Source organism: Mycobacterium sp. HM-7 (genome assembly GCF_053852335.1).
In genome coordinates this window covers 3,899,041-3,925,436 of sequence record NZ_CM132657.1, presented here as the reverse complement: position 1 = coordinate 3,925,436, position 26,396 = coordinate 3,899,041, and the positions used below count along the sequence as shown (strand labels likewise).

At 66.5% G+C, this 26,396-nt stretch carries 27 protein-coding genes; 1 reads left to right on the top strand and 26 read right to left on the bottom strand.

Translation table 11 applies throughout. The features are described 5' to 3' along the window. Positions 1-7: 7 nt before the first annotated feature. The 15 genes from ACWW1C_RS18965 to ACWW1C_RS18895 all read right to left on the bottom strand — a co-directional run bounded on the left by ACWW1C_RS18965 (position 8) and on the right by ACWW1C_RS18895 (position 15,535). Positions 8-1,543 (bottom strand): NADH-quinone oxidoreductase subunit M, encoded by a 1,536-nt coding sequence (locus tag ACWW1C_RS18965; RefSeq protein ID WP_455979825.1) that lies wholly within the window; start codon positions 1,541-1,543, stop codon positions 8-10. Then, a complete protein-coding gene (nuoL, locus tag ACWW1C_RS18960; RefSeq protein ID WP_455979824.1) occupies positions 1,537-3,420 on the bottom strand; it encodes an NADH-quinone oxidoreductase subunit L in 1,884 nt (627 codons plus the stop codon). Before nuoL ends, ACWW1C_RS18965 begins: the two co-directional genes overlap by 7 nt. A 2-nt stretch (positions 3,421-3,422) precedes the next feature. Next, positions 3,423-3,722 carry an NADH-quinone oxidoreductase subunit NuoK gene (gene nuoK, locus ACWW1C_RS18955; protein ID WP_455979823.1) on the bottom strand — a complete coding sequence of 100 codons (300 nt, stop codon included), beginning with the start codon at positions 3,720-3,722 and terminating at the stop codon, positions 3,423-3,425. Then, positions 3,719-4,429: an NADH-quinone oxidoreductase subunit J gene (locus ACWW1C_RS18950; protein ID WP_455979822.1), complete on the bottom strand. Its 711-nt coding sequence runs from the start codon at positions 4,427-4,429 to the stop codon at positions 3,719-3,721. The genes nuoK and ACWW1C_RS18950 overlap by 4 nt, the downstream gene beginning before the upstream one ends. Continuing rightward, positions 4,426-5,028: an NADH-quinone oxidoreductase subunit NuoI gene (gene nuoI / locus ACWW1C_RS18945; RefSeq protein ID WP_455979821.1), complete on the bottom strand. Its 603-nt coding sequence runs from the start codon at positions 5,026-5,028 to the stop codon at positions 4,426-4,428. The genes ACWW1C_RS18950 and nuoI overlap by 4 nt, the downstream gene beginning before the upstream one ends. After that, the gene (nuoH, locus tag ACWW1C_RS18940) at positions 5,018-6,247 is read right to left on the bottom strand and encodes an NADH-quinone oxidoreductase subunit NuoH (protein ID WP_455979820.1); all 1,230 of its coding nucleotides are present in this window, start codon (positions 6,245-6,247) and stop codon (positions 5,018-5,020) included. Before nuoH ends, nuoI begins: the two co-directional genes overlap by 11 nt. Next, positions 6,244-8,628, bottom strand: a complete 2,385-nt coding sequence (locus ACWW1C_RS18935) for an NADH-quinone oxidoreductase subunit G (RefSeq protein ID WP_455979819.1) — start codon at positions 8,626-8,628, stop codon at positions 6,244-6,246. Before ACWW1C_RS18935 ends, nuoH begins: the two co-directional genes overlap by 4 nt. Further along, positions 8,625-9,926, bottom strand: coding sequence for an NADH-quinone oxidoreductase subunit NuoF (gene nuoF / locus ACWW1C_RS18930; RefSeq protein WP_455979818.1), 1,302 nt, complete (start codon positions 9,924-9,926; stop codon positions 8,625-8,627). The genes ACWW1C_RS18935 and nuoF overlap by 4 nt, the downstream gene beginning before the upstream one ends. Next, positions 9,923-10,645: an NADH-quinone oxidoreductase subunit NuoE gene (nuoE, locus tag ACWW1C_RS18925; RefSeq protein WP_455979817.1), complete on the bottom strand. Its 723-nt coding sequence runs from the start codon at positions 10,643-10,645 to the stop codon at positions 9,923-9,925. Before nuoE ends, nuoF begins: the two co-directional genes overlap by 4 nt. Next, positions 10,642-11,970 (bottom strand): NADH dehydrogenase (quinone) subunit D, encoded by a 1,329-nt coding sequence (gene nuoD / locus ACWW1C_RS18920; RefSeq protein ID WP_455979816.1) that lies wholly within the window; start codon positions 11,968-11,970, stop codon positions 10,642-10,644. Before nuoD ends, nuoE begins: the two co-directional genes overlap by 4 nt. Next, on the bottom strand, positions 11,970-12,644 hold the full coding sequence (locus ACWW1C_RS18915) for an NADH-quinone oxidoreductase subunit C (RefSeq protein ID WP_455979815.1): 675 nt from the start codon (positions 12,642-12,644) through the stop codon (positions 11,970-11,972). The genes nuoD and ACWW1C_RS18915 overlap by 1 nt, the downstream gene beginning before the upstream one ends. Next, positions 12,641-13,198, bottom strand: coding sequence for a NuoB/complex I 20 kDa subunit family protein (locus ACWW1C_RS18910; protein ID WP_029119553.1), 558 nt, complete (start codon positions 13,196-13,198; stop codon positions 12,641-12,643). Before ACWW1C_RS18910 ends, ACWW1C_RS18915 begins: the two co-directional genes overlap by 4 nt. Before the next feature lie 11 nt (positions 13,199-13,209). Further along, complete coding sequence (locus tag ACWW1C_RS18905; RefSeq protein WP_043400785.1) at positions 13,210-13,584, bottom strand: NADH-quinone oxidoreductase subunit A; 375 nt, start codon at positions 13,582-13,584, stop codon at positions 13,210-13,212. Between the two features lie 193 nt (positions 13,585-13,777). After that, the gene (locus ACWW1C_RS18900; RefSeq protein ID WP_073695961.1) at positions 13,778-14,170 is read right to left on the bottom strand and encodes an Rv3143 family two-component system response regulator; all 393 of its coding nucleotides are present in this window, start codon (positions 14,168-14,170) and stop codon (positions 13,778-13,780) included. A gap of 9 nt (positions 14,171-14,179) precedes the next feature. Further along, a complete protein-coding gene (locus ACWW1C_RS18895) occupies positions 14,180-15,535 on the bottom strand; it encodes a glycosyltransferase (protein ID WP_455979814.1) in 1,356 nt (451 codons plus the stop codon). A gap of 45 nt (positions 15,536-15,580) precedes the next feature. Between ACWW1C_RS18895 and ACWW1C_RS18890 the strand changes: the two genes are divergently transcribed. After that, positions 15,581-16,249, top strand: coding sequence for a TetR/AcrR family transcriptional regulator (locus ACWW1C_RS18890; RefSeq protein ID WP_455979812.1), 669 nt, complete (start codon positions 15,581-15,583; stop codon positions 16,247-16,249). On the opposite strand, the gene ACWW1C_RS18885 is transcribed toward ACWW1C_RS18890, so the two are convergent. The 11 genes from ACWW1C_RS18885 to ACWW1C_RS18835 form a co-directional block, all read right to left on the bottom strand. Further along, positions 16,250-16,567 (bottom strand): DUF6285 domain-containing protein, encoded by a 318-nt coding sequence (locus ACWW1C_RS18885; RefSeq protein ID WP_455979811.1) that lies wholly within the window; start codon positions 16,565-16,567, stop codon positions 16,250-16,252. Next, positions 16,564-17,517 carry a phosphotransferase family protein gene (locus ACWW1C_RS18880; protein ID WP_455984352.1) on the bottom strand — a complete coding sequence of 318 codons (954 nt, stop codon included), beginning with the start codon at positions 17,515-17,517 and terminating at the stop codon, positions 16,564-16,566. The genes ACWW1C_RS18885 and ACWW1C_RS18880 overlap by 4 nt, the downstream gene beginning before the upstream one ends. A 14-nt stretch (positions 17,518-17,531) precedes the next feature. Further along, on the bottom strand, positions 17,532-18,770 hold the full coding sequence (locus ACWW1C_RS18875) for an acyl-CoA dehydrogenase family protein (protein WP_455979810.1): 1,239 nt from the start codon (positions 18,768-18,770) through the stop codon (positions 17,532-17,534). Between the two features lie 18 nt (positions 18,771-18,788). Then, positions 18,789-19,400 carry a TetR/AcrR family transcriptional regulator gene (locus ACWW1C_RS18870; protein ID WP_455979809.1) on the bottom strand — a complete coding sequence of 204 codons (612 nt, stop codon included), beginning with the start codon at positions 19,398-19,400 and terminating at the stop codon, positions 18,789-18,791. Positions 19,401-19,402: 2 nt separating this feature from the next. Further along, entirely contained in the window at positions 19,403-20,308 is a 906-nt protein-coding gene (locus ACWW1C_RS18865) for a hydroxymethylglutaryl-CoA lyase (protein ID WP_455979808.1), read from the bottom strand. Continuing rightward, on the bottom strand, positions 20,305-21,507 hold the full coding sequence (locus ACWW1C_RS18860; RefSeq protein ID WP_455979807.1) for a CaiB/BaiF CoA transferase family protein: 1,203 nt from the start codon (positions 21,505-21,507) through the stop codon (positions 20,305-20,307). Before ACWW1C_RS18860 ends, ACWW1C_RS18865 begins: the two co-directional genes overlap by 4 nt. Beyond that, positions 21,504-22,754, bottom strand: a complete 1,251-nt coding sequence (locus ACWW1C_RS18855) for an alpha/beta hydrolase family protein (protein WP_455979806.1) — start codon at positions 22,752-22,754, stop codon at positions 21,504-21,506. The genes ACWW1C_RS18860 and ACWW1C_RS18855 overlap by 4 nt, the downstream gene beginning before the upstream one ends. Before the next feature lie 2 nt (positions 22,755-22,756). Beyond that, positions 22,757-23,848, bottom strand: a complete 1,092-nt coding sequence (locus ACWW1C_RS18850) for a homogentisate 1,2-dioxygenase (protein WP_455979805.1) — start codon at positions 23,846-23,848, stop codon at positions 22,757-22,759. Positions 23,849-23,936: 88 nt separating this feature from the next. Then, positions 23,937-24,323, bottom strand: coding sequence for a nitroreductase/quinone reductase family protein (locus ACWW1C_RS18845; protein ID WP_455979804.1), 387 nt, complete (start codon positions 24,321-24,323; stop codon positions 23,937-23,939). Between the two features lie 26 nt (positions 24,324-24,349). Beyond that, positions 24,350-25,507, bottom strand: coding sequence for an acyl-CoA dehydrogenase family protein (locus tag ACWW1C_RS18840; RefSeq protein WP_455979803.1), 1,158 nt, complete (start codon positions 25,505-25,507; stop codon positions 24,350-24,352). 34 nt (positions 25,508-25,541) lie between these two features. Beyond that, positions 25,542-26,132, bottom strand: a complete 591-nt coding sequence (locus tag ACWW1C_RS18835; protein WP_455979802.1) for a TetR/AcrR family transcriptional regulator — start codon at positions 26,130-26,132, stop codon at positions 25,542-25,544. Positions 26,133-26,396 lie beyond the last annotated feature (264 nt).

The window sequence follows — 26,396 nt, the reverse complement described above, 5'->3', positions numbered from 1 at the left end:
ATGGGCGTCACCGGGCGACCCCCTGGGCGGTGCCCGACGAGGTATGTCCGACAGCGGGATTGATGATGTCCAGGGCGGGCTTGGGGTAAATGCCGAGCAAGAAGAGTAGGGCGACCAACGGCACCACCACCGCCAGTTCGCGTGGCACCAGGTCTCGCAACTTGTCGTTGCCGTCGGCGACGGGGCCGGTCATCATCCGCTGGTACATCCAGAGGATGTAGAGCGCGGAGAGCACCAGTGCGGTGGCCGCAACGGCAGTGACCGCCGGGTAGTGGATGAATGTGCCGACCAGGACCAGGAATTCGCTGATGAAGGGCGCCAGGCCGGGTAGCGACAGCGTGGCGAGTCCCGCGACCAGGAAGGTGCCGGCGAGGATCGGAGCGACGGTTTGCACGCCACCGTAATCAGCGATGGCTCGCGATCCGCGGCGGGACACCAGGAACCCGGCGATCAGGAACAGGGCGGCAGTCGAGATGCCGTGGTTGACCATGTACAGCGCGGCACCGGACTGCGCCTGCTCGGTCATCGCGAAGATGCCGAGGATGATGAAGCCGAAGTGCGAAATCGAGGTATACGAAATCAGCCGCATGATGTCCGCCTGGCCGATGGCGACGATGGCCCCGTAGACGATGCCGATGACCGCCAGGGCGATGATCAACGGCCGGAACGTCGCAGCCGACTGGGGGAACAGCTGCAGGCAGTACCGCAGCATGCCGAACGTGCCCACCTTGTCGACGACGGCCATCATCAGGACGGCGGTGGCCGGAGTGGCGTGCACGGCCGCGTCGGGCAGCCAACGGTGCAGCGGCCACAGCGGTGCCTTGACCGCGAAGGCGAACATGAACCCGCCGAACAGCGCATTGGCCAGCCCCGGGCTGATGTTCAGCGTGCCGTACCGTGCCGCGTCCGCCACGGCGCGGAAATCGAAGGTGCCGTGGGCGAATACCGGGCTGTTGGCAGTGACCACATACAGCCCGATGACCGCAGCCAGCATGATCAACCCGCCGAACAGGTTGTACAACAAGAACTTCACCGCTGCCTTCGAGGCCGCGGGACGATCCGCGCCAAAGCCGCCGATGAGGAAGTACATCGGGATCAGCATGGCCTCGAAGAACACGTAGAACAGCAGGATGTCCAGCGACACCAGAGAAATCAGCACCATCGACTCGACGGCGAGGATCAACGCGAAGTAGGCATGCGTCGACTTGGCCTGCGCGCCCGCGTCATTCCAGCCGGCGACGATCAGCAACGGCACGAGGACAGTCGTCAGCACGACCAACACCAGAGCCACGCCGTCCACCCCGAGGATGTATCCGGTCCCGAACGACGGTATCCACGGATGGTTCTCCACGAACTGGTAGCGCGCCCCCGCCGGGTCGAACCGTAGTGCCAGTACCAGTGCGATGACGAGCACCATCAGCGACACCGCGAGCGCGGTCCAGCGCGCGAATGCGCGTGCGGTGGAAGGCAACAAGATCACCGCCGCGCCGCCGGCCATCGGGACGGCCCACAATGCCGTCAGCCACCACATTCCGGTCACCACACCCTCACCGTGAGAATGGCGGCCGCAATCAATGCCGCTCCGGCCAACATGGACAGTGCGTACGACCGGGCGAACCCGTTCTGCCAGCGCCGAAGGTCCTGCGACCCACTGCGTACCAGCGCCGCCAGCTCGCGGGTGACACCTTCGACCGCGACGTCGTCGAAGTCGACCAGGTCTTTGGTGAGCCGCCGACCGGGAGCCATCAGCGCCCGTTCGTTGAACGCGTCGCCGTACAGATCGTTGCGTGCGGCGACGGTCAACCCGGAAACGTTGATCGGTGCGCTGATCGGGATGGGGTGCAGCGCATACATCCGGTACGCGACGGCGACGCCGACACCGACCACCGCAAGCGTGGCGACGGTGAGCAGCCAGGCCGGCGCGGCGTGCTCGGGCTCCTGGTGACCGACGATCGGCTCGAGCCAATGCTCCAACTTCCCGCCGACGGCGAACAGAGCTCCGGCGCCGATGGACCCGGCTGCCAGCAACACCATCGGCCAGCCCATGACCGACGGTGATTCGTGCGGATGTGCTTCGGCACGCCAACGCTTCTCGCCGAAGAACGTCATGAGCATGACGCGGGTCATATAGAACGCGGTGATGCCCGCACCCAGGAGGGCCGCGCCGCCGAACAGCAGGCCTTTGACCCCACCGGCGGCGAAGGCGGTCTCGATGATCGGGTCTTTCGAGAAGAACCCGGAAAGCGGCGGTACCCCGATGATCGCGAGATATCCCATGCCGAACGTGGCGAACGTGACCGGCATGGCGGTGCGCAGTCCGCCGTAGCGGCGCATGTCGGTCTCGTCGTCCATGGCATGCATCACCGAACCGGCGCCGAGGAACAGTCCGGCCTTGAAGAAGCCGTGGGCCAGCAGATGCAGGATCGCGAGCGCGTAGCCGGCGGGGCCCAGCCCCGCGGCCAGCATCATGTAGCCGATCTGGCTCATGGTCGATGCTGCGAGGGCTTTTTTGATGTCGTCCTTGGCGCAGCCGATCACCGCGCCGAACAACAACGTGACCGCTCCGACGACGGCGACCGCCAGCCGGGCATCGGCGGATTGGTTGAAGATCGGCGCCGAGCGCACCACGAGGTACACGCCCGCGGTGACCATGGTGGCCGCGTGGATCAGCGCCGACACCGGCGTCGGGCCCTCCATGGCGTCCCCGAGCCAGGACTGCAGCGGTACCTGGGCCGACTTGCCGCACGCCGCCAGCAGCAACAACAGACCGATGAGGGTGGTGGTCGCCGCGGCAAGGTGGGGCGCCTGCGCGAAAACACCCGTGTACGAGAGGGTTCCGGTGTGCGCGAACATGGCTGCCAGGGCCAGCGCCAGCCCGATGTCACCCACGCGGTTGACGACGAACGCCTTCTTGGCGGCCGTCGCCGCCGACGGTTTGTGCGACCAGAACCCGATCAGCAGGTACGACGCCAGACCGACGCCTTCCCATCCGACGTACAGGCCCAGGTAGTTGTCGGCCAGGACCAGCAGCAGCATGGCCGCGACGAACAGGTTGAGGTAGGCGAAAAATCGTCGTCGGGCCGGGTCGTGCGCCATGTATCCGATGGAATAGATGTGGATCAGCGCGCCGACACCGGTGATGAGCAGGACGAAGCACACGGACAACTGGTCCAGGCGCAACCCGAAGTCGACCTGGAGTTGCGCCACCGGCACCCAGGAGAACAGCGTCTGGTGCACCATCCGGGAGTCGTTGTCGCGCCCGGCCATTGCCACGAACTGGGTTGCGCCGACCAGGAACGAGCCGACGACCGTGGCACAGCCGAGGAGATGTCCCCACGCGTCGGTGGCCTTGCCGCCGAGCAGCAGAACCGCCGCGCCGGCCAACGGCAGCGCGATCAGAAGCCACAGTGATGTCGTCATGGTCACTGCTTCAGCAGGCTCGCGGCGTCGACCGACGCCGACCGCCGGGTCCGGAATATGGTCATGATGATCGCCAGCCCCACCACCACCTCACACGCAGCCACCACCATGGTGAAGAACGCCACCACCTGGCCGTCGAGCTCGCCGTACATCCGGGAAAACGTGACGAACGCGAGATTCGCGGCGTTGAGCATCAACTCGACGCACATGAACATGACGATGGCGTTGCGTCGCAACAGAACACCGGCCGCGCCGATGGTGAACAGCAACGCCGAGAGATACAGGTAGTTCGTGGGATTCATGAGGCGTTCCCGTCGTTCATCGACACACTGCGCCGGGGCAGGATGGCACTGACGGACATGTCGGCGTCCGAGCCGTCGGGCAGCTTCGCCGGGATGTCGACGGCGTTGTGCCGTGCGTACACCCCGGGATTGGGCCGTGGCGTGGGGTGCCCGCCGGCGGCAAACCGCTCGATTGCGAGCTCACGCTGGGTCTTTCGGCGCTCGAACCGTTCACGGTGCGTGAGCACCATCGCGCCCAGCGCGGCAGTGATCAGCAGCGCGCTGGTGGTCTCGAAGGCCCACAGGTAGCGGGTGAAGATCAGCGCCGCCAGGCCCTGGACGTTGCCGGCCCGGTTCGCGTACTCCAAACCGACGAACGACGTGCCGAAGCTGCCGATCCCGGCGATCACCGCGATGCCGAAGCCGATGCCGGCCACGACAGCGGCAATGCGTTGTCCTCGAATTGTTTCGATCAGCGAGTCTGCCGAATCGACGCCGATGAGCATGAGGACGAACAGGAACAGCATCATCACCGCGCCGGTATAGACCACCACCTGCACCACGCCGAGGAACACCGCGTCCTGGGCGATGTAGAGGACCGCCAGGCTGATCATGGTGCTGGCCAAGAACATGGCCGAGTACACCGCTTTGGGTGCGGCCACCATGGCGACGGCGCCGAGCACCGATACGGTACCGAACACCCAGAACGCGACGGTTTCTCCGGTCACTTGGTCGCCTCGCGCCCGGGAAGTCCGGCCGCGGCGGGCCGCGCCAGGCCTGAGGCCGTGATGTTGCCGCGGTAGTAGTCCTCGTCGGTGCTGCCTTCGGCCATGGCGTGGGGCGGTGCGGTCATGTCGGGCTTCAGCGGCGCCAGGAGCTTGTCTTTGCCGTAGATCAGGTCAGACCGATTGTCGTCGGCCATCTCGTAGTCGTTGGTCATCGTCAGGGCTCGGGTCGGGCAGGCCTCGATGCAGAGCCCGCACCCGATGCACCGCAGATAGTTGATCTGGTAGACGCGGCCGTACCGCTCACCGGGTGAGAACCGTTGTGACTGTGTTATTTCGCCCGTCGCGTCGCTCGTCCCGTCCGTGTTGTCCGCGCCCTCGACAAAGATGGCATCCGCGGGACACGCCCACGCACACAGTTCACAGCCGATGCACTTCTCGAGACCGTCGTCGTACCGGTTGAGCTGATGTCGCCCGTGATAGCGGGGCGCCACCGGACCGGGCTCCTCCGGATACTGCTCGGTGACCGGCTTCTTGAACATGGTCCCGAAGGTGACGCCGAAGCCGGCGATCGCGTCGATGAACCTGGGCCTACCGGGCATGGTGTACCTCCTTGGCCGGGATGGGCGGTACCGGGAACGCGCCGGGCTGCGGTTCGGCGACCGGCGATGGGATGCGAGCCGACTTGCGCCGCATGGCATTCCACAGCGCACCGGCGATCGCGACCACGGCGATGGCGGCGGCGAAGGCCAGGACGACCGGCCAGCTGTCGTAACCCTGCAGTCGTAACGTGCGCACGATGCTGACGATCATGATCCAGGCCAGCGAGATCGGAATGAGCACCTTCCAGCCCAGCGCCATGAACTGGTCGTACCGCAGGCGGGGGAGCGTGGCGCGCAGCCACATGAACAGGAACAGGAAGGCCCACACCTTGCCGACGAACCACAGCAGCGGCCACCACCCGGTGTTGGCGCCGGGGATGAGGCTCAGCGGCCACGGGGCCTGCCAACCACCGAGGAACAGGGTTGTCGCCAGCGCCGAGACCGTCGTCATGTTGACGTACTCCGCGAGCATGAACATCGCGAACTTCAGCGACGAGTACTCGGTGTGGAATCCGCCGACGAGTTCGCCCTCGGCTTCGGGCAGATCGAACGGCGCCCGGTTGGTTTCGCCGACCATGGCGACCACATAGACCAGGAACGACGGCAGCAGCAGGAAGACATACCAGCGGCCTTGCTGAGCGGAGACGATCTGGGACGTCGACATGGTGCCCGCGTACAGGAACACCGCGGCGAACGAAAGTGCCATCGCGATCTCGTAGGAGATGACCTGTGCGCTGGACCGCAGACCGCCGAGCAGGGGATAGGTGGAGCCGGAGGCCCAACCGGCGAGCACGATTCCGTACACCCCGATCGAGGTGACCGCGAGGACGTACAACACGGCGACCGGCAGGTCGGTCAACTGCAGCGGCGTCTCGTGCCCGAAGACATGGACGAGCGGTCCCATCGGGATGACGGCGAACGCCATGATCGCCGGGATCACCGAGATGATCGGTGCCAGAAGGTAGATCGGCTTGTCCACCCCGGCCGGGACGAGTCCCTCCTTCAGCGCGAGCTTGATACCGTCGGCCAGGCTCTGCAGTAACCCGAACGGCCCCACCCGGTTCGGTCCGATGCGCATCTGCATCCAACTCAGTACCCGGCGCTCGAGCAGGATGGCGACGAGGACCGTCAGGACCAGGAACACAAAAACGCCAAGCGCTTTGGCGAGGACCAGCCACCACGGGTCGAGGCCGAACGACGAGAGGTCGGGATAGTTCATGAGCCCGCCCCGCTGATCGAGACAACCGCGCCCGGGGCGACGCCGAGCGTGGCATGAACGGTCGAACCCGGAGAGTTCAGCGGCAGCCACACCACACCGGCCGGCATGTCGGTGATCTCGAGCGGCAGGGTGATGCTGCCGAGATCGGTGCTCACCGTGAGGGACTCGGACGCACCGATACCCGCGGCCGTCTCAGGCGACAAACGGGCCACCGCCGGACGCGCGGTCGCCGCCAGATTCGGTTCGCCGTCCTGCAGCCGGCCGGCATCCAGCAGCATCCGCCAGCCGGCGAGAATCGCCTGTCCAGGCCCGGGCACCGGGTTCGGCGGAGCAGTGAACTCCGGTGCGGCCGGCCGCGGTCCGGTCCAGCATCCCAACCGGCTCATCTCATTGCGCACCGTCGCGACATCGCGAAGACCCAGATCGATGCAGTGCTCGTCGGCCAGGGCCGCGAGCACACCCATGTCCGCTCGCGTTGCAGGCGCCAGCGCCGCGCCGAAAGTGCGTTGGCGTCCTTCCCAGTTCACGAAGCTGCCGGTTTTCTCGACCACCGGTGACACGGGGAACACCACGTGTGCGAGATCGGTGACGGCGCTGCGGCGTACCTCCATACTCACGACGAACTTTGCCGCACTGAGCGATTGCCGGGCCAGCTCCGGGTCCGGCAGGTCGGCCAGCTCGACACCGGCGACCAGGACGGCATCGAGGTCGCCGGCGGCTGCGGCGGTGAGGATAGCGGTGGTATCGCGGCCTGGTACGTCGGGCAGTTCGTCGACGTGCCAGGCGACGGCAACCTCGGTGCGCGACGGCAGATCGGTCACCAAGCGCCCACCGGGCAACAGATTCGGGGCTGCGCCGGCTTCCAGCGCACCGCGTTCGCCGGCCCGCCGCGGGACCCAGCCGACGTCGGCGCCCGTCCGCTCGGCCAGCCGCGCCACTGCGGAGAATCCGCCCGGCACGCCGGCCAGCCGTTCACCGGTGAGGATGACCGAGCCGGGTGGCAACACCTCGATGGCATCGAGAGCACGGGGCTCGCGACCCGGTGCGGCGGCGATCAGGGTGCCACCCATCTTCTCCAGGCCCCGGCTCGCGAACGGCGCCACCGCAACGACTTTCAGGCCGCGCTTGCGGAATGCCTTGCGCAGCCGCAGGTAGACGATCGGCGACTCGTCTTCGGGCTCGAACGCGACGAGCAGCACGACGGGCGCCTTTTCCAGGTCGGCGTAAGTCACCCGCATCGGTTGACCCGCGATGGTCGCCGCGAGGAATTGGGCTTCCTCGTGGCTGTGCACCCGGTTGCGGAAGTCGATATCGTTGGTGCCCAGCACAATCCGTGCGTACTTGGCGTAGGCGTAGGCGTCTTCGGTGGTGAGCCGTCCGCCGACGAGGACCCCGGTGCGGGCACCGGCCGCTGACAGGCCGCGCACCGCCACCGCGACCGCCTCCGGCCAGGACGCCGGGCGCTGGGTGCCGTCGGCCTCGCGGATCAGCGGAGTGGTGATCCGGTCACCCTGGGTGGCGTAGGTGAAGGCCCAGCGGCCCTTGTCGCAGTTCCACTCTTCGTTGACGTCGGGATCATCACCGGCCAAGCGGCGCAACACCGTTCCGCGTCGATGGTCGGTGCGCTGCGCGCAGCCCGAGGCGCAGTGTTCGCACACGCTGGGCGAGGAGACCAGGTCGAATGGCCGGGCCCGGAACCGGTACGCGGTTCCGGTCAACGCACCGACGGGACAGATCTGCACGGTGTTGCCGGAGAAGTACGAGTCGAATGGTTTGCCGCCGTCGGGTCCCGCGCCGATCCCGACCTGCTGCAGCGCACCACGTTCCAGGAGTTCGATGAACGGGTCACCCGCGACCTGATCCGAGAACCGGGTGCAGCGTGCACACAATACGCAGCGCTCCCGGTCGAGCAGGACCTGTGCCGACAGATTGATGGGCTTGGGGTAGGTGCGTTTGACGTCCTCGAAGCGAGAATCGCTGCGGCCGTTGGACATCGCCTGGTTCTGCAGCGGGCATTCGCCGCCCTTGTCGCAGACGGGGCAGTCCAACGGGTGATTGATCAGCAGCAGTTCCATCACGCCGTGCTGCGCCTTGTCGGCGGCCTCCGACGTCACCTGCGTCCGCACAACCATGTCGGGACTGACGGTGGTGGTGCACGACGCCAACGGTTTCCGCTGGCCTTCGACCTCGACGAGGCACTGCCGACAAGCACCGACCGGGTCCAGCAGCGGGTGGTCGCAGAACCGGGGAATCTGAACCCCGATGAGCTCGGCCGCGCGAATCACCAAGGTGCCCTTGGGCACACTGATCTGCTGATCGTCGATGGTCAGCGAGACCATCTCGACCGCAGTCGCGTCCTTCGCCGGCTCGGTGACCGTCATGCTCCCGCTCCTTCCGTGGCGAAGAGCGTGGCGGCGTGCGGATCGAAGGGGCAACCGCCGTTCAGGTGGGCGACGTACTCGTCGCGGAAATACTTGAGCGAGGACATGATCGGGCTGGCCGCACCGTCGCCGAGCGCGCAGAACGACTTCCCGAGGATGGCGTCGGAGATGTCGAGCAGCTTGTCCAGATCGGCCGCGTGGGCTTGCCCGTTCTCCAAGCGGGCGTAGATCTGTGCCAGCCAGTACGTGCCTTCGCGGCACGGTGTGCACTTGCCGCAGGATTCGTGCGCGTAGAACTGGGTCCACCGCCGCACCGCGCGCACTACGCAGGTGGTCTCGTCGAAAATCTGCAGTGCCTTCGTGCCGAGCATCGAGCCGACCCCGGCCATGCCTTCATAGTCCAGCGGGACATCCAGGTGCTCGGGCGTGAGCATCGGCGTCGACGAACCGCCCGGCGTCCAGAACTTGAGCTCGTGCCCGGCGCGTACCCCGCCGGCGTACTCGAGGAGTTCACGTAGCGAGATGCCCAGTGGTGCCTCGTATTGCCCGGGGCGGGTGACGTGACCGGACAAGGAGTACAGCGTGAAACCAGGCGACTTCTCCGAACCCATGGACCGGAACCAGTCGACGCCGCCGCGGATCACCGACGGGACGCTGGCGATCGACTCGACGTTGTTGACCACGGTCGGGCAGGCGTACAAACCGGCGACCGCCGGAAACGGTGGACGCAGCCGAGGCTGGCCACGTCTGCCCTCCAACGAGTCGAGCAGCGCGGTCTCCTCACCGCAGATGTAGGCGCCCGCCCCGGCGTGGACGATCAGATCCAGATCGAACCCGCTGCCGGCGATGTTGGTGCCGAGATAGCCGTTGGCATAGGCCTCGGCCACCGCGCCCTGCAGTCGGCGCAGGACCGGCACCACCTCGCCGCGCACGTAGATGAATGCGTGCCGGGCACCGATGGCGTACGACGCGATGATCGCGCCTTCCACCAGAGTGTGCGGTGACGCCAGCATCAGCGGAATGTCCTTGCACGTGCCGGGTTCGGATTCGTCCGCGTTCACCACGAGATAATGGGGACGCCCGTCGTCGGGGGAGATGAACGACCATTTCGTGCCGGTGGGGAAACCCGCGCCTCCGCGGCCACGCAGTCCCGAATCCTTCACCAGGGCAATGACATCAGCGGGTTTCATCCGCAGCACCGCGCGCAGCGCCTGGTAGCCGCCCTGCCGGACGTAACTCTGCAGCGTCCATGATTGCGGCTGATCCCAATGTCTACTCAGCACCGGTGCCAGGGTCATTGCGGCGCCTCCATCCCGCGCTCCCCGGCCGCACGCAACCCGGCCAGCGTGGCCGCGCCGGGTTCGCTGTCGTTGCAGCCGGGGCGTTCGTCGGGGAATCCGGCGAGGATGCGCGCGGTCTGTTTGAAGGTGCACAGGGGCGCGCCCCGCGTCGGGGTTGCCGGCTCACCGGCCCGTAGCGAGTCGACGACATCACGTGCCGAACTCGGGGTCTGATTGTCGAAGAACTCCCAGTTGACCATCACCACCGGGGCGTAGTCGCAGGCGGCGTTGCATTCGATGTGTTCCAGCGTGACTCGGCCGTCCGCGGTGGTCCCACCGGCATGGAGACCCAGGTGTTCTTCCAGGGACTCCAAGATGGCGTCCCCGCCCATGATGGCGCACAGCGTGTTGGTGCACACCCCGACGAGATACTCGCCGGTCGGCGTGCGCCGGTACATCGAGTAGAAGGTCGCGACCGCGGTGACCTCGGCCGTGCTGAGGTCCAATTGCCCAGCGCAGAAAGAGATTCCGGCCGGTGTGAGATAGCCGTCCTCGGACTGGACAAGGTGGAGCAGCGGCAACAGCGCGGACCGCGCACTGGGGTAGCGGGCGACGATCGCCGCTGCGTCGGTCGCGAGCCGCTCGCGCACGTCTGCCGAATAGGATTGCGGCCCCCGGCCGATGGGCGGCCCCGGCTCGTCGGGACGCGGTCCGAGGCGGAGTTCGATGGCCGTCACCTGTCCACGCCTCCCATCACCGGATCGATCGACGCCACCGCCGCGATGGCGTCGGCGACCATGGATCCCTCGCACATGACCGATACCGCCTGCAGATTCGTGAACGACGGATCGCGGTAGTGCACCCGGTACGGCCGGGTGCCGCCGTCCGACACCATGTGCACGCCCAGTTCGCCGCGCGGCGACTCGACCGCGACGTACACCTGCCCGGCCGGCACCCGGATGCCTTCGGTGACCAGCTTGAAGTGGTGGATCAGCGCCTCCATCGACGAGCCCATGATCTTGGCGATGTGTTCCTTCGAGTTGCCCAGGCCGTCGGGGCCGACCTTCAGGTCGGCCGGCCAGGCCAGCTTCTTGTCGGTGATCATCACCGGTCCTGGGCCGGTCTTGCTCAGTCGATCTACGCACTGCTCGACGATCTTGATGGACTCCCGCATCTCCCGAACCCGAATGATGTAGCGGCCGTAGGCGTCACACTGGTCGTCGGTGATGACGTCGAACTCATAGGTCTCGTACCCGCAATACGGCTGAGACTTGCGCAGGTCGTGCGGCAGTCCCGTCGACCGCAGTATCGGGCCCGTGATGCCCAGCGCCATGCACCCGGTCAGATCCAGGTATCCGACGCCCTGAGTCCGCGCCTTCCAGATGTAGTTCTCGTTGAGCAGGTTCTCCATGTCGCGCAACCGTTTCGGCAGCAGCTGCAGCAGTTCCCGCAGCTGCGGCAACGCGTCGTCGGGCAGGTCGGCGGCCAGCCCGCCGGGGCGGATGTAGGCGTGGTTCATCCGGAGCCCGGTGATGGTCTCGAAGATCGACAGCACCAGTTCGCGTTCGCGGAAGCCGAAGAACATGGCCGACATGGATCCGAGCTCCATGCCGCCGGTCGCCAGCGCGACCAGGTGCGACGAGATCCGGTTGAGCTCCATGAGCATGACCCGGATGACGTTGGCGCGCTCGGGAATATCGTCGGTGACGCCCAGCAGTTTCTCGACGCCCAGGCAGTACGCCGTCTCGTTGAAGAAGGGCGAGAGGTAGTCCATGCGCGTCACGAAGGTGACCCCCTGCGTCCACGTCCGGTATTCGAGGTTCTTCTCGATTCCGGTGTGCAGGTAGCCGATTCCGCACCGGGCCTCGGTGATGGTTTCGCCATCGATCTCCAGGATCAACCGCAACACCCCGTGGGTGGACGGATGCTGGGGCCCCATGTTGACCACGATGCGCTCGCCGGCGACAGCGCTCTCGCGTGCCGCGGCCACGACGTCGGCCCAGTCCTGACCGCCGACGGTGACCACACGTTCGCGGCCATCGGGTTCGTTGTCCTGAGTCATCAGTTGTAGGCCCGCCGTTCGTCCGGGGGCGGGATTTTCGCGCCGTGGTACTCGACGGGAATGCCGCCGAGCGGGTAGTCCTTGCGCTGCGGATGTCCCACCCAGTCGTCGGGCATCTCGATCCGGGTCAGTGCGGGATGGCCGTCGAAGACGATGCCGAAGAAGTCGTAGGTCTCCCGCTCGTGCCAGTCGGTCGTCGGATACACCGAATACAGCGACGGCACATGCGGATCGGAGTCCGGGGCACACGCCTCGACCCGAATCCGGCGGTTGTGGGTGATGGACATCAGCGGATAGACGGCGTGCAGCTCGCGATCCGTGTCGTCGGGGTAGTGCACCCCGGACACTCCCAGACACAACTCGAACCGCAGGTCGTCGCGCAGCGCCTGGGCCACTGCCACGAGATGGTCACGGCGTACTTCGAGAGTCAGTTCGTCGCGGAACACCACGACGCGCTCGATCGCGTCGCCGAACCGGTCGGGGCCCAGGCTCGTTGCCAACGTGTCGACGACGTCGTCGAAGTAGCCGCCGTACGGTCTGGGTGAGCTGGCGGGCAGGACCACGTCCCGGATCAACCGGCCGTAGCCCGAGGTGTCACCGCTGCCGCGCACACCGAACATGCCGCGCCGGGTCCCGATCACCTCGGGACCCGTCTGGTCGGGCGCGTCCGTCATGACCGCAGCAGTCCCTTCAGTTCGATGGTGGGACGTGCCTGCAGGGCCGCTTCCTCGGCCGCGGCGATCGCCTCGGCCCGATTGACCCCCAGCGGCATCTCCTGAATCTTGGCGTGCAGCTTGAGAATTGCGTTGAGCAGCATCTCGGGCCTGGGTGGGCAACCCGGCAGGTAGATGTCGACGGGCACGATGTGGTCGACGCCCTGCACCACCGCGTAGTTGTTGAACATCCCGCCGGAGGACGCGCACACGCCCATGGCCAGCACCCATTTGGGCTCGGCCATCTGGTCGTACACCTGGCGCAGTACTGGTGCCATCTTCTGGCTGACGCGGCCCGCGACGATCATCAGATCAGCCTGGCGCGGCGTCGCGGAGAACCGCTCCATGCCGAAGCGCGCGATGTCGAAGCGTGGACCCGCGGTGGCCATCATCTCGATGGCGCAGCAGGCCAGGCCGAAGGTGGCGGGCCACAGCGACCCCTTGCGCACGTACCCCGCGACCTTCTCGACAGTGGACAGCAGGATGCCGCCGGGCAGGCGTTCTTCGAGTCCCATGGGTCCTGTCCTCAGTCCCAGCTCAGTCCGCCGCGCCGCCAGATGTATGCGTAGGCGACGAACACCGTCAGCATGAACAGCAGCATCTCCACCACCGCGAACACCCCCAGCGATTCGAAGGAGACGGCCCAGGGGTACAGAAAGACGATCTCGATGTCGAAGACGATGAACAGCATGGCCGTCAGGTAGTACTTCACCGGGAACCGCTGGCCGGTCGTCTCATGTCCCGGAGAACCCGGCGCCATCGGTTCGATACCGCATTCGTAGGCCTCCAGCTTGGCCCGGTTGTAGCGGCGCGGGCCGATGACCAGCGCGATTCCGACCGAACCCACCGCGAACGCAGCCGCGATCGCGCCGAGTACCAGGATGGGGATGTAGACGTTCATGCGTTCGTCATGCCCTGTGCGGCTCCCTCGTCGAGCTGTCGATGTGAGCTGGCCCACAGCTTAGCTCGGTTAACGGAACGGCCGCCGCATTTTGGCTAGGATCATGATCAGTTCCTGACGTTCCCGCGTCACATCGGCGTCGACGCGAAGAGTGAACGGCCACAGGCCATTTCGTGCTGGTTAACGCACGGTTTCACCGCTGTGGAGACAGCACTGCCACCACCGCCTCGCCCAGCCGGATCGGATCGATCGGGTGGGGCACCGCCGCCTCCGCGCGCGACCAGGATGCCAGCCAGGCGTCGTCCGGGCGGCCGGTGAGCACCACGATCGGCGGGCAGTTCGCGACCTCGTCCTTGAGTTGTTTGGCCAGCCCCATCCCGCCGGCGGGTGTGGCTTCGCCGTCGAGGATCGCCAGGTCGATCCCGCCGGCGTCGACAGAACTCACCACGACGGGGGCGGTCGCCACGTCGAGGTACGTCAGGTCGGGTAGGTCCGGATGGATGCGCCGGCCCAGGGCGGTGCGCACCTGGTCACGGGTGTTCGGATTGTCGCTGTACACCAGGATCTTGAGCGCGGGGTCGGCCACCTGCCCAGGCTACGGCCGATTTGCGCCGGGAGCGGCGATTTTCGGGGACCGCTTGCGGGCCTGAGTCGGAGTGGTTGGCGTACAACGGGTTTGCGTGACGGCATCGACAATTGCGGCCACACCGGCGAACCCGGGAGCGGCGGCGATCTCGGCGGCAATGCGCACAGACGTTGCCCGGTAGCGCGGCTCATTCAGAACCGCGTGGATGGCGCGACGCAGGTCGCGCGGGCTGGGATGTTCGCTGCGGATCCGCCGTCCGGCGCCCGACCAGGCCACTCGGGCGCCGACCTCGGGTTTGTCTTCTTTGCCGCCGGTGGCGACGATCGGCACGCCGTGTCGCAGCGCGTAGTGGACGCCGCCGTAGCCACCGTTGGTTACGTAAACCGATGTGCGAGGCAGTAATTCGTCATAGGGCAGGAAGGTCGCCGCACGCGCGTTGGCAGGCAAGGGTGGCAATGTATCGAGCGGCCGTCCGCCGGTGGCGACCACCATCAGGACGTCGTCATCGGCCAGGGCCTGCAGTGTGGGTCCGATGGTTTGCGAGTAGTCGACGTTGGCGACGGTGCCCTGTGTGACGTGCACGACGGGGCGGCTCCCGTCCAGTTCGGACCACCAATCCGGCAGCGGCGGCGGCGAGCTGTGGGCGCACAGCGGGCCGACGAAGTGCAGGTTCGCCGGCGCGTCGGCCATCGGGTATTCGAACGACGGCACCGTCAGGTGAATGAGAGCGTCGGCCTGGCGCCCCCAGTTGAAGAGCGTGAACGGTATCGGTTTGCCGTGCAGCAGGCGGTGTTGTTGGTCAAGTATCTGCTGGGCGCCGCTCATGGCCCGTCGGGTGAGCGCGGTCAGCGCCCTATTGCGCGGGCGGTTCAGCACTCGCGCCGGTGGGAGGCCCAAGCCGAAAGGAGCGACGTCGGGGCTTTCGAGGGGCAGGGGAGTGATACTGCACATCACGACCGCGGGGCGTGCCACGCGCGGATGTCCGAGCAGCAGTGAGGCACCGAGGAAGCCGGTGTCCGCGAACACCACATCGGCGGGCTGCATGGCGATGGCCGCCTTGAGTGCGTCGTACTCGGCCCTGGCGGGGCCTGCGAAGACGTGTTCGATGTCGAATGCCACCGCTTTCGCGCCCTTGAGCCGGGCACGTTCAGGGTGCCGCTCGGTGAGCTGCGTGATGTCCTCGTCCACCTCTACATCGGCCGGCAACTTCAGGAACGTCGCGCCTGTGGCCTGGACTTTGTCGGCGAATCGAGCTCCGGTGAGGAACCGCACGGCATCGCCGCGGGCGACGAGGTGCTCGGCGATGGCCAGCAGCGGTCCGACGTGTCCTTCGGCGGGTAATCCGGCGATGAGGATTGAGGACATGACGCCTCCTGCTGCTTCCGGTTGGTGCATGTAGTATTCATTACTGTGACACCCAAGTCAATGTCGAAGAAGTCCGCGCGGACCTATCAATCCGCGCTGCGACGGGAGCAGGCCGAGGCGACCAGGAATCGCATCCTCCAGGCAGCGGGCGAGTTGTTCGCCGCGGACGGCTACGCGCGCACCACACTCGCGGGCATCGCGGCGGCGGCCGGGGTCTCCGCCGAAACCGTTCAGGGACAAGGACCCAAGACCGCCTTACTGATCGCGGCGCTGGACTACACCGCCTTCGGGGTGGTGGGCGAAGAGGACGTCTTCAACCTCGAGTACGGTCGCCTGCTCGTCGCGCAAGACGACGTGGCGTCGATGCTGGATCATCTGGTCGATGCGGTCGCTGACATCAATGGCCGGACGGCGCCGCTGTACCTCGCCCTGACCAGCGGGGCCAACTCTGAGCCGAAGCTGCGTGAGTACCTCGGGGAGCTGCTTGCCAGCATCACCGCGCAAGCGCGCCGGATAAGCGACATCTACCGCGAACGCGGGTGGCTCCGCGATGACGTCCCCTTCGACGAACTGGTTGAGACCAGTACCGTGCTGTGCAGTATCGAGACCTATCTCCATGTCACCGATCGCGACAGCCGGAGTGTGGACCACTACCGGCGTTGGCTGCGCCGGATGCTTGCGAGCACGGTTTTCAATGTGCCGCAGGTGAATTAGCTATTCCTGCTCGTATCGCGGGTGGTCCACATCGAGCCGGTGGCGTACCAGGCTCCGCAGCGCGGATTCGAGTTCGGGGCCGCGGTCGTCGAAGTCGCCGAGGCGAATGGCTGCCGCGAGCCCCTGCTCGTCGGTGAATCCCAACAGACTGGGGTCCGAACTGTCCTGCTGCAACTCGCGTTCGACGATCCGCAGCGCGTTCGCGGCGACGCGGGCATGAAAATTCACCGCGCCATCGGTGGCCGCGCGCACCTCGGTCTCCAGGAACTCGGCCACCGCCGCGACCAGTTCGGCCGCTGTGGGCCGGTAGTGGCTCATGGCACCTCCAACAGATTCAGCAGGTCCCACTCGGTTTCGCACACCCGGCGGCCGATGGTGGCCAACTCCACCGACCTGGTCTGGCCGGAGAGGTGGCGCTGCGCCTGGTACCGGCAGATGATGCCCCAGCGCAGGGTCGCGGACACCAGCCACCAGTGAAAGGTTATGCGGTCCAGCGTGATTCCACTGGAGCGCTCGTAGGCGGTCAAGAAGTCCTCGATACTACCCAGGCCGCCGGCGTCGAGCGTGCGCGGCGCACCGAAGCGCCACGCCCGGATGCAGAACCAGGCCAAGTCCTCGGCGCGCGAGCCCAGATGCGTGAGCTCCCAATCCAGCACCGCGGCAAGCCGGCTTCCCTCGACGATCAGGTTGCCCATCCGGAAATCGCCGTGCACCAGTACCGGGTCGCCGAAGTCCGCCGGCTGATTCCGCTCCAACCATCGGAACGCCCATTCGAAAGTGGCTGTGGTGTCTCCGATCTCATCGAGCTCATGCCGCCACGAACCCAGTTGATCGTCACTCGATAATCCGATGCCGGTGGCATCGGCGCGGTGGATGGCTGCGAGAGCGTCAGCGCACTGTTCGAGAAGGCCGGCTCGGCCGCCGTCGTCGAGCGCCCGCTGGATCTTGCGCACGATGGTCTCGCCGGGCACGAAATCGCATACCAGGAAAGGATTGCCCAGGGCCTCAGTCGAATTGCTGGCGGCCAGCACTCGCGGTACCGGAGCACCCGTGGCCGCGGCCCGGGACAGCGCGGCCGCCTCCAGTTCCATGCCGGCGTGGATCTCGTCAGGTGGCCCGACGCGCAGGATCAATTGGTGGACATCGGTTGCGCTGGTCGCGGTGAACGTCCAGGTCGTGCGGCTGGCGCCGCCGGTCAGTTCGCGCAGATTCTGGACTTCGACGTCGCCGAGGCGAGGTGCCAGTACCTGGACCAGCGCCCGGCTCATGTCACCGGCGTCGATCACTTGCGTCCGAACTTCAGCATCCGCTGGGCCACCCGACGAATCTGAATCTCTTCGGCGCCTTCGGTGATCCGGTAGCGCCGGTGGTGCCGGTAGATGTGTTCGAACGGTTCGTGCCTGCTGTATCCGACGCCGCCGTGAATCTGCATGGCGCGGTCGGCAGCCTCACACACCAATCTGTTGGCGCGGTAGTTGGCCATCGAGACCTTGTCGGAGACCTCCATATGGTGATCCCGGTCGAGGTGCCAGGCGGCGTAATACACCAGCAGCCGCACCATCTGGGCCTCGGTCTGCAACTCGGCCAGTGGCCACTGCACGGCCTGGTTCACCGACAGCGGCTTGCCGAACACGACGCGGTCGCCGGCGTACTGCGCGGCCCGGTCGATGCAGTACTGCGCGGCGCCCAGACTGCTGGCGGCCTGACGAATCCGGTTCTCGTGCAGGAATGTCTGACCGACCTCCAAGCCGTGGTCCACGTCGCCGAGCACGGCGTCATCAGGCACGCGAACATCTTTCAGCTCGACCTCGCCGTGATCGCTCGGCATGTTGAATGTCCACCAGTAGTACGGGACGGTGAAACCCGGGGTGTCGGTCGGGACCAGGAACGCGGTGATGCCCACGGCCTGACCGGGCTCACCTGACGTACGGGCGAAGATCAGGTCGTGGGTGGCCCGGTGTACGCCGGTGTTCCAGCGCTTGCGGCCGTTGATGATCCACCCGTCGCCGTCCCGGACCGCGGTGGTCTCCAGCCAGGTGGCGTCGCTGCCGTGGTCTGGTTCGGTGAGCCCGAACGCCATCGACCGCTCGCCGGTGATCATGGCTTCGACCCATTCCGCTTGCTGCGCCGCGGTGCCGAACCGGCTCATCATGATGACCTGCGGGAAGTTTCCGACGATCGACGATTCGTCCTGCAGGTCGTTGTGCAGGCCGAGTCCCTTGTGCGCCAGGTGTTCCCGGATGACGGCCATGTCCAGGTTGGTGCCGTCGCGACCACCGAACTCGCTGGGCAGCCCGTACCGCAACCAGCCGGCCGCATCGGCCCGGCGGCGCATCTCGTCGAGCAGGTCCTCCCATTCCCGGGTGGGAACGCCACCGTTCTCCAGATCGGTGCGGGCGAACTCGCGGCGCCGGTCGAAGTACTGGAGGTTCTCGCGTTCCAGCGGTTTGATCTTCTCCTCGATGAACGCGTCCATTTCGGCCAGCAGGCCCGGAAGGTGTTCCGGTAGAGCGAAATCCACAGTGATCTCTTCTTTCGGTCAGAAGCCGTACAGGGTTTTCTTCCAGATGGTCGACAGGGTGGTGATGGCGTCTTCATCGCTGATCTGCAGCCCGGATCCCGGGTTGCCGACCACCACGACAGTGAAGTTCTCGAACAGCAGCGAGATCGCGGCGGCGATGTGTTCGGGATTGAGCCCCTGCGCATGGCCTTGTTCCTGGGCATGGCGCACCGAGTCGGCGACCATGTCCATCCCGAATCTGCGGAATTCGTTTTGCACCTTGGCGAATCGGGGCTGCGTGGCGCCCAGCTGGGCGACCGCGATCATGATGCCGATGTTCTGCTTGAAGAGGTTCCAGTACCCCGTGACGACGGTGGTGAAGTAGTCGGTGTCTTCGGGGGATTCCGGCAGCGGCACGCTCATCCCCGAGGGGGTGACGATGTCGTGCAGGAAAGACTCGGCCAGCTCGGCCAGCAGGTCTTCCTTGTCGTCGAAATAGCGGTAGAAGGCCGCCGACGACTTGCCCGCGGCAGATGTGATGTCGGCCAGCGTGGTGCCATGAAAGCCCCTCTCGGCGAACAGCTTCCGTGCCGCGAGTTCGATCGCCTCGCGGGTTTGGCGGCCCTTGGCGGTCAACGTGTCGGCCGGCATGCTCAGCCCAGCAGCCGGTCACCGGCGCGCAGCAGCGCGCTGGGCAGTTCGTGGCCGACGACGCGCTGCGCCACCATGGCCGCGTCGATTACCAGGTCCAGGTTGATGCCGGTGTCGATGCCGCTGTCGCGCAACAGGTAGACCAGATCTTCGGTGGCGATGTTGCCCGTCGCGCCGGGCGCGAACGGGCAGCCGCCCAATCCGCCGACCGAGGCGTCGAGCCGGGTCACACCGGCCTGCGCTGCCGCGTAGGCGCTGGCCAGGCCGGAGCCCCGGGTGTTGTGGAAATGCGCGCCGAGCGGCAGGTCCCCGATGGCCGGGCGGACGCGGGTGATCAGGTCGGTGACGCGCCGCGGGCTGGCGGTGCCGATGGTGTCGGCGACGGCCACTCGATCTGCCCCGAATTCCCTTGCTGCCGAGGCGACCTCCACCACTCGGCTCGGGTCGGTCGGTCCGTCGAAGGGGCAGTCCCAGGCGGTGGCGATGATGACTTCTGCGCTGGCACCCGCAGCATGAGCCAGTCCGACGATGTCGGCGATCAGCGCGGTCGACTCGGCCGTCGACCGCCCGACATTCGCCTGGCTGTGGCTGTCAGCGGCCGAGACCACATATTCCAGCGACCGCATGCCCGCCGCCAGTGCGCGGCCCGCGCCGCCGGGTCCAGCGACGAGTGCAGAGAACTCCACGTCGGAAAACGCGCCCAGCGCCGCGGCCACCTCGGCGGCGTCGGCGAGGGCGGGCACCTTCGACGGCGACACGAATGCGGTCGCCTCGACCTCCCGCACCCCGGTGGCGACGATCGCCTCGAGCAGTTCGATCTTGGCGGACAAGGGGATCGGATCTTCGAGTTGCAGGCCGTCGCGCAGACAGACTTCACGGACGGTGACGTGGGTCGGTAGATCGGTCACAACACGCCCTCCTCGCGCAGTGCCGCCAATTGTCCGGCGTCGAGACCGAGCAGGCGGCCGTACACCTCGTCGTTGTCCTGCCCCGGCCGCGCCGACCCGCCGTTGCGAATGGTGCCCGGGGATTCGGACAGCACCGGGACCACACCCGGCCCCTTCACGTTGCGCTGCACGCGCTCGTCCCAGTGGTCGGCAATCATGTTGCGCGCTTGCAGTTGTGGGTCCTGCACCACCTCGGCGACGGTGTTGATGGGTCCGCTGATCACCCCCGCCTCCGACAACGTGGCGATGATGTCGTCGGGTTCGCGCTCGGCGGCCCAGTCGCCGATCAGTTTGTCCAGCTCATCCTGGTTGCGGCCCCGCGCCAGATGGTCGACGAACCGTTCGTCCGTTGCCAATTCGGGACGGCCCATGGCCTGACACAGCCGCCGGAACACGGTGTCCTGGTTGGCCGCGATCACCACCCAACTGCCGTTTGCGCTCTGGTAGATGTTCGACGGCGCAATACCTTCCAGCCGAGTGCCCGACGGGCCGCGCACCACGCCGCCGATGTCGTAGTCGGGAATGGTCGATTCCTGGACGGCCAGACACGATTCGGTCAGCGCGGTGTCGACCACCTGGCCAACGCCGGTGACGCTGCGCCGGTACAGCGCGGCGAGCGCGCCTTGGGCGGCGAACATCCCGGCGAGGCTGTCGCCCAACGACAGCGCCAGCCGCGGGGGAGGGCCGCCGGGGAATCCGTTCATGTGCCGTAGGCCGCTGGCCGCCTCGGCGACCGAGGCGTAGCCGGCCTTCCCGGCGTCCGGGCCGGTCTGCCCGTAACCGGACACCCGCACCAGGATGATGCCCCGATTGTGTTCGCTCAGAACGTCATAACCCAGGTTCCACTTCTCCAGGGTGCCCGGCCGAAAGTTCTCCACGATCACATCGGACTGCTTGACCAGATCGAGGAACAGTTCGCGGCCCCGCTCGGTGCGCAGGTCCAGGGTCAACGCCTTCTTGTTGCGCGCGTGCACCGTCCAGAAGAACCGATGGCCGTCGAGTTCGGCCTGACCCCACGTCCGCAGCGGATCGGGGGAGGACGGCAACTCGATCTTGAGCACCTCGGCACCCATGTCGCCGAGCAGCCGGCCGGCGAACGGCCCCGAGATCAGGGTGCCGAGCTCCAGGACCCGGATACCGTCCAAGGCGCCGGTCGTCACAGTGCTGATTCCCTGGTCGCTGCGCTCTCCCCCGCAAGCGGGAGGTGCCCCCAGCCCTCCGATGAAAATCCCTGCCGGTGCAGCCAATCCGTGCACACCCCGACCGCCTGACGCAGCGTGCCACGCTGATCCGGTCCGGAGTAGTAGTGGTTGGCACCGGGAATCTCGTACATCTCCTTGTCCTCGTGCCCGATCGCCTCGAACAGCCGGCGCGTGTGACTGGGGGTACACGCGTCGTCGGCGAGATTGCCGATCACCAGCGTCGGGACCGCGATATCCGGACCCGCCTTCACGGCGTCACCGTTGGCATCGTCGTAACTCCACTGCGACAGCCAGCTGCGCAGCGTGCAGAATCGGGCCAGGCCGACCGGGCTCATGTTCACCACCTGAGGATCCCCCAGATAGCACTGTCCCGGGGTGCGTTCGTTGGGATCGACCGTCGGGTCCAGCCACCGCGGGTCGGCCATGGTGCCGTGGACGACGAACGCGAACTCGTCGTCGGGCCGGCCCGCGGCCTTCAGTTCCGCGAGCTTTTCCTTGACCCACTTCGTGATCCGCCGATTTCTGGCCACCTGCGCTTCGTGGTACCGCTGCAGGAACTCCGGCGTGTAGGGCGGCTGGTTCGGGTTGTCCGGGTTGTAGAGATCGAGTTCCGGATCGCGCTTCGACGGATCGTTCTCATCGAGGATGGAGGCGTCCATCCACTTGGTCATGGTGCCGTGGCGACTGATGTGGGCGGCCAGGAGCATGAGGCCGTCCGCCGGGATCAGGCCGAGCTGGGTGAGGTCGGGTCCGTCGCCGGACGGGCTTGCGGTGACCGTCGGGTGCTGCGCCTGTTGCTGGTAGAACACCGACAGCGAGCCGCCGCCACTCCACCCGGCGAGCACCACCTTCGAATAGCCCAGCCGGTTCTTGGCGTCCTTGATGCACTCGCCGAGGTCCTCGACCACCTTCTCCATCAGCAGGGCCGAGTCGGTGCCACGGAACCGGCTGTTGCAGTAGATGACGTGGTGGCCGGCGCGGGCCAGCGCGTTGATCATGGGCAGGTAGGCGCCGCCGCCGATCGGGTGCATGAACACCAGCACGGTGTCGCTCGGCTTGGATTTCGGCTTCAGCAGATAGCTCTCCAGCACCACCAATTCGGCGACGCCGCCGTACACATCGCGGACCGCCGAGTTGTTCTGGTACGCAACCAGATACGGAATGCGGTCATAGTCGTGCTTCACAGGCGCTTCGGTCGTTGTCATTTCTAGTGCTGCCCCAGATCGTTGGCGAGAATTTCGGCGGACGGGATGAGACGCCGGCGCGTGTCGATGGCGATCACCGACCAGTCGACGCGGTCGTACTGGTCGAACTTGCGCCGTGCGCGCTCACGCGCGGCTTCCGGTGCGCCGTGGTGAACTCCCTGCGGCGCATGGGAAACCAGGCCGGGCGGCATCGGGATGCCGTACAGCGAGCCGGAGTGGAAGAACGCGATCTCGTCGTAGTCGACGTTGCGGTGATACCAGGGGGTGCGCTCGGTGCCCGGCACGCTCTCGGCGGGTTTGGGTAGGAAGTTCATCACGTAGACGCCGGTCGCCTGCATGAACAGGTGCACGGTCGGCGGCAGGTGCACGCTTTCGGACGTGATGACGGTGTAGTCCTCGATGTTGAAGCTGAACGGGAAATTATCGCCCCGCCAGCCCTCGACGTCGAGTGGATTGTGTTGGTAGAAAAGCGAAGTAGGTCCGCCTTCGTGGTAGAGGCGCACCTCGTACTCGCCACGGTCGTCGTCATCGATCGGCTCGGGCTCGGGGATGGTGACCTGTGCCGGGTCGAACGGGAAGTGCCGGCCGAGCGTGCCCGCCGGCGGCACGCGGAAATCGTCGGTGGCCTGGATCATCAGCCAGGTCGACTCGTCATCGGGCACCTGCCGGAACGTGCACGCTTTCGGGATGTAGACCCAGTCGCCCTCGCGGTAGCGCAGCGGACCGAACTCGGTCTCCAGCAGGCCGGAACCCTTGTGTACGAACAGAAGTAGATCGCCGTCGACGTACCGGACGAAGAACGGCATCTCCGTGCTCCGTCGGCTCAGCAGCACCTGGCAGTCGGCGTTGGAGAACATGAGCAGGGGAGCACCCGCCGCGTCGGCCGCGTCCGACGGCTTCAGTTCGGAGGACAGCACGTCGGTAGGACGCAGTGGGCCGACCGTGCGGTACGCGGTGGGATCGTTGCGCCGGTACATGTTGGCGGTGCGGCCGACGAAGCCGCCGCGCCCCAGTTCATCGTCTTTGAGGCCGTCCAGGTCGGCGTGAACCCGCTTGGGAGTCTTGCCTTTGCGCAGGTGGACGAAGGATTCCATGCTTGCTCCTGTACGTGGCTGGAACTAAAAGTGACGTTAGTTTCACTTATGTGCGGATGTCAATGAACCGATGCACATTGGTCGCGGCCTAACCGTCCAGCTCGACTCGCACGGTCAGCAGGTTGGTGCCGAACGTGCGTACGCCGAAGCTGTTGAACTGCGGCAATTCGCGCAGTCGCGCGGCCGCGTCGTCGTCGGGCACCAGGTGCGCCGTCCCGCTGTGCCACCTGCCACGCAACCGCACCCGAACCCGGGGGTCGGCCTGGATATTGCGGATGTACTGGGACTGCTCGCCGAATTCCGATACGAACCAGAACTGCCCGTCGACGATCTTGCCGCCCAGTGGGGTGCGACGGGGCTCGCCGGACTTGCGCCCGGTGGTCTCGAGCAGAGTCTGAAACGGCAGCCGCCGCATGACGGGATTGGCGATTCGCTTCTGGAAGAAATTGGTGAAAGCGGGCTGGGAGTTCGACATCTGGCTATTTCACACCCTCGTGTTCATCAGATCATCGACGTCCGCGGGATCTTCATGCCGAGTGCGAGTGCACCGGCGAGTTCCCGGCTGGTGTCGTAGTCGAAGACGACGTGTCCGGCCAGTACGTCGACGTCGCGCTTGAAGCGCTGCATCGGGCTGGACAGGAAATGGATGCTGGCTCCGCCGGCACCCATGAGATCGCCGATCACCGCCCGTGATTCGGCGACGATGTGCGCGGCCGCCAGTCGGGCCTGCGCGCGGACGGGCTTCTCGACAGAATCGCCGGAGACGACGATGGCCTCGATCTCCCCGACGGTGTCGGCGAGGAGTCCGCGCAAAGACCGCAACCGAACCTGCGCCCCGGCCAAGTGCGCCTGGGCAATTGGCTTGTCTTTCTGCATGACTCCTTCGTAGGGCAGCACCCGCTCGGCCAACCGCCCCGCGTAGCTCTCGGTGACCCGTTCGGCGCTGCCCAGCGCGGGCATTGCCGCGAGCAGGGCCAGCGCCGGCACCATCGGCCAGCGGTAGGTGGCGCTGTCATGCAGTCCCGCTCCGGGCGCCGTACCGGCGTAGATGTCGGTCACCTTGACCAGGCGGTGCTCGGGCACGAACACCTCGGTGGCAATCGCATCGTTCGATCCGGTGGCCCGCATCCCGTCGGTGTGCCAGACGTCCTCGACGGTGACGTCGCTGATCGGCAACAGTGCGAGAGCGGGGTAGATGCCGTCATCCGGCCCGCAGAGCGCGGCGACGATGATCCAGTTGCCGTGCATCACGCCGGTGGCCCAGGACCAACGTCCGGAAAGCCGGATGCCGCCGTCGACCGGCAGCCCTCTGCCGGTCGGCGCGAGCGGTGCAGGCGCCAGGAATGGCCGACTGTCGAACGCTTCCTGCTGGGCCTGCTCGCCGAACAGTGCCAGCATCCAGTTGTGCAGGGCGAGGAAGCCGATGGTCCAGGCGCTCGAGGTACAGCCATGGGCGAGTCGGCGCACCGGATCGAAGATGTCGGGGAACGGGGCCTGCTGCCCGCCGAAGCGAGCGGGCACCAGAAGCTCCGTGAATCCGGACGCGATCAGGTCGCGCACGGTGTCGTCCGGGAGGCGCCGGAGTTTTTCGGCCTCGGCGGCGCGTTCGCCGAGTGCGGTTACGAACCCATCAGTGATGCCGGCCTGCGTACTCAACATGCGCCGGACCGTACCATACCTTTTGGTATGGAGGTCAGGTCGCGAGCATCAGATCGAGGAATCGCTCGCTGCGGGCGGCCAGCTTCGGATGTGGCGAGTCGCCGGAAAGGTGCAGGAATCCGATGCCGACGGCGAACGTGGCGTCGGCTCGCAGCTCGGCTTCGTCGGCGTCGAATCCATAGTCCGCGAACGCGCGCCGGACCGCCGCGAGAATGCGCATGTCCGCGGCTCGGACGCTCTCGGCGACGTCCGGGTCGGAGCGGGCCCATTCGCGCATCGCGCGCTCCAGCGTCCAGTGTCGGGGGCTGACCAGCGAATTCATCATCTGGACCAGGCGGTCCCGCGGGGCCAGGGCACCGATCTCCTCGATCTGGCTGCGGTCGGCGTCGCGGAGCTCGCTCCAGCCCTGGATCAGGGCGGTCCGGTAAGCGGCGATGTTGGCGAAATGCCAGTAGAAGCTGCCTTTGGTGACCTTCAGTCGCGCGCACAACCGGTCGATCTTCAGGGCCTTGAGGCCCTCTTCTGCCAGGATCGCGTACCCGGCCGCGCGCCAGTCGTCGATACCCAATCGGCCGCCGGCGCGGGTGTCTGTCAGCTCGTCGACGTGGTCCCGATCGCTCGTCACAAACGGCAGCCTACGGCCGGATGAACGCGAAGTAGCTCTGCGTCAGGGTGGTAGCTGAACGGTACGAAGTCCGCAACAACCTGGTCTCAAGCCGGAGTCGGGGGTTCCTCGGCACGTCCGGCGCGTGTTTTACTGCCCATACCTACAACTGAATCATTCGGTGCGTTCAGTTCCCGTACCAGGCTGAGCCGCCGCACACGGCTGCGAGAAATCGCGGCTGTGCCACCAACGCCGTTCGAGCGCGTGGAGTGGGCACGATACCCG

Excerpts from the sequence above, each read along its gene's own strand:
- nuoL (WP_455979824.1), bottom strand. The coding sequence starts at position 3,420 with ATGACGACATCACTGTGGCTTCTGATCGCGCTGCCGTTGGCCGGCGCG.
- nuoK (WP_455979823.1), bottom strand. The coding sequence starts at position 3,722 with ATGAATCCCACGAACTACCTGTATCTCTCGGCGTTGCTGTTCACCATC.
- nuoI (WP_455979821.1), bottom strand. The coding sequence starts at position 5,028 with ATGCCCGGTAGGCCCAGGTTCATCGACGCGATCGCCGGCTTCGGCGTC.
- nuoH (WP_455979820.1), bottom strand. The coding sequence starts at position 6,247 with ATGAACTATCCCGACCTCTCGTCGTTCGGCCTCGACCCGTGGTGGCTG.
- ACWW1C_RS18935 (WP_455979819.1), bottom strand. The coding sequence starts at position 8,628 with ATGACGGTCACCGAGCCGGCGAAGGACGCGACTGCGGTCGAGATGGTC.
- nuoF (WP_455979818.1), bottom strand. The coding sequence starts at position 9,926 with ATGACCCTGGCACCGGTGCTGAGTAGACATTGGGATCAGCCGCAATCA.
- nuoD (WP_455979816.1), bottom strand. The coding sequence starts at position 11,970 with ATGACTCAGGACAACGAACCCGATGGCCGCGAACGTGTGGTCACCGTC.
- ACWW1C_RS18915 (WP_455979815.1), bottom strand. The coding sequence starts at position 12,644 with ATGACGGACGCGCCCGACCAGACGGGTCCCGAGGTGATCGGGACCCGG.
- ACWW1C_RS18910 (WP_029119553.1), bottom strand. The coding sequence starts at position 13,198 with ATGGGACTCGAAGAACGCCTGCCCGGCGGCATCCTGCTGTCCACTGTC.
- ACWW1C_RS18905 (WP_043400785.1), bottom strand. The coding sequence starts at position 13,584 with ATGAACGTCTACATCCCCATCCTGGTACTCGGCGCGATCGCGGCTGCG.
- ACWW1C_RS18895 (WP_455979814.1), bottom strand. The coding sequence starts at position 15,535 with ATGTCCTCAATCCTCATCGCCGGATTACCCGCCGAAGGACACGTCGGA.
- ACWW1C_RS18885 (WP_455979811.1), bottom strand. The coding sequence starts at position 16,567 with ATGAGCCACTACCGGCCCACAGCGGCCGAACTGGTCGCGGCGGTGGCC.
- ACWW1C_RS18880 (WP_455984352.1), bottom strand. The coding sequence starts at position 17,517 with ATGAGCCGGGCGCTGGTCCAGGTACTGGCACCTCGCCTCGGCGACGTC.
- ACWW1C_RS18870 (WP_455979809.1), bottom strand. The coding sequence starts at position 19,400 with ATGCCGGCCGACACGTTGACCGCCAAGGGCCGCCAAACCCGCGAGGCG.
- ACWW1C_RS18855 (WP_455979806.1), bottom strand. The coding sequence starts at position 22,754 with ATGACAACGACCGAAGCGCCTGTGAAGCACGACTATGACCGCATTCCG.
- ACWW1C_RS18850 (WP_455979805.1), bottom strand. The coding sequence starts at position 23,848 with ATGGAATCCTTCGTCCACCTGCGCAAAGGCAAGACTCCCAAGCGGGTT.
- ACWW1C_RS18845 (WP_455979804.1), bottom strand. The coding sequence starts at position 24,323 with ATGTCGAACTCCCAGCCCGCTTTCACCAATTTCTTCCAGAAGCGAATC.
- ACWW1C_RS18840 (WP_455979803.1), bottom strand. The coding sequence starts at position 25,507 with ATGTTGAGTACGCAGGCCGGCATCACTGATGGGTTCGTAACCGCACTC.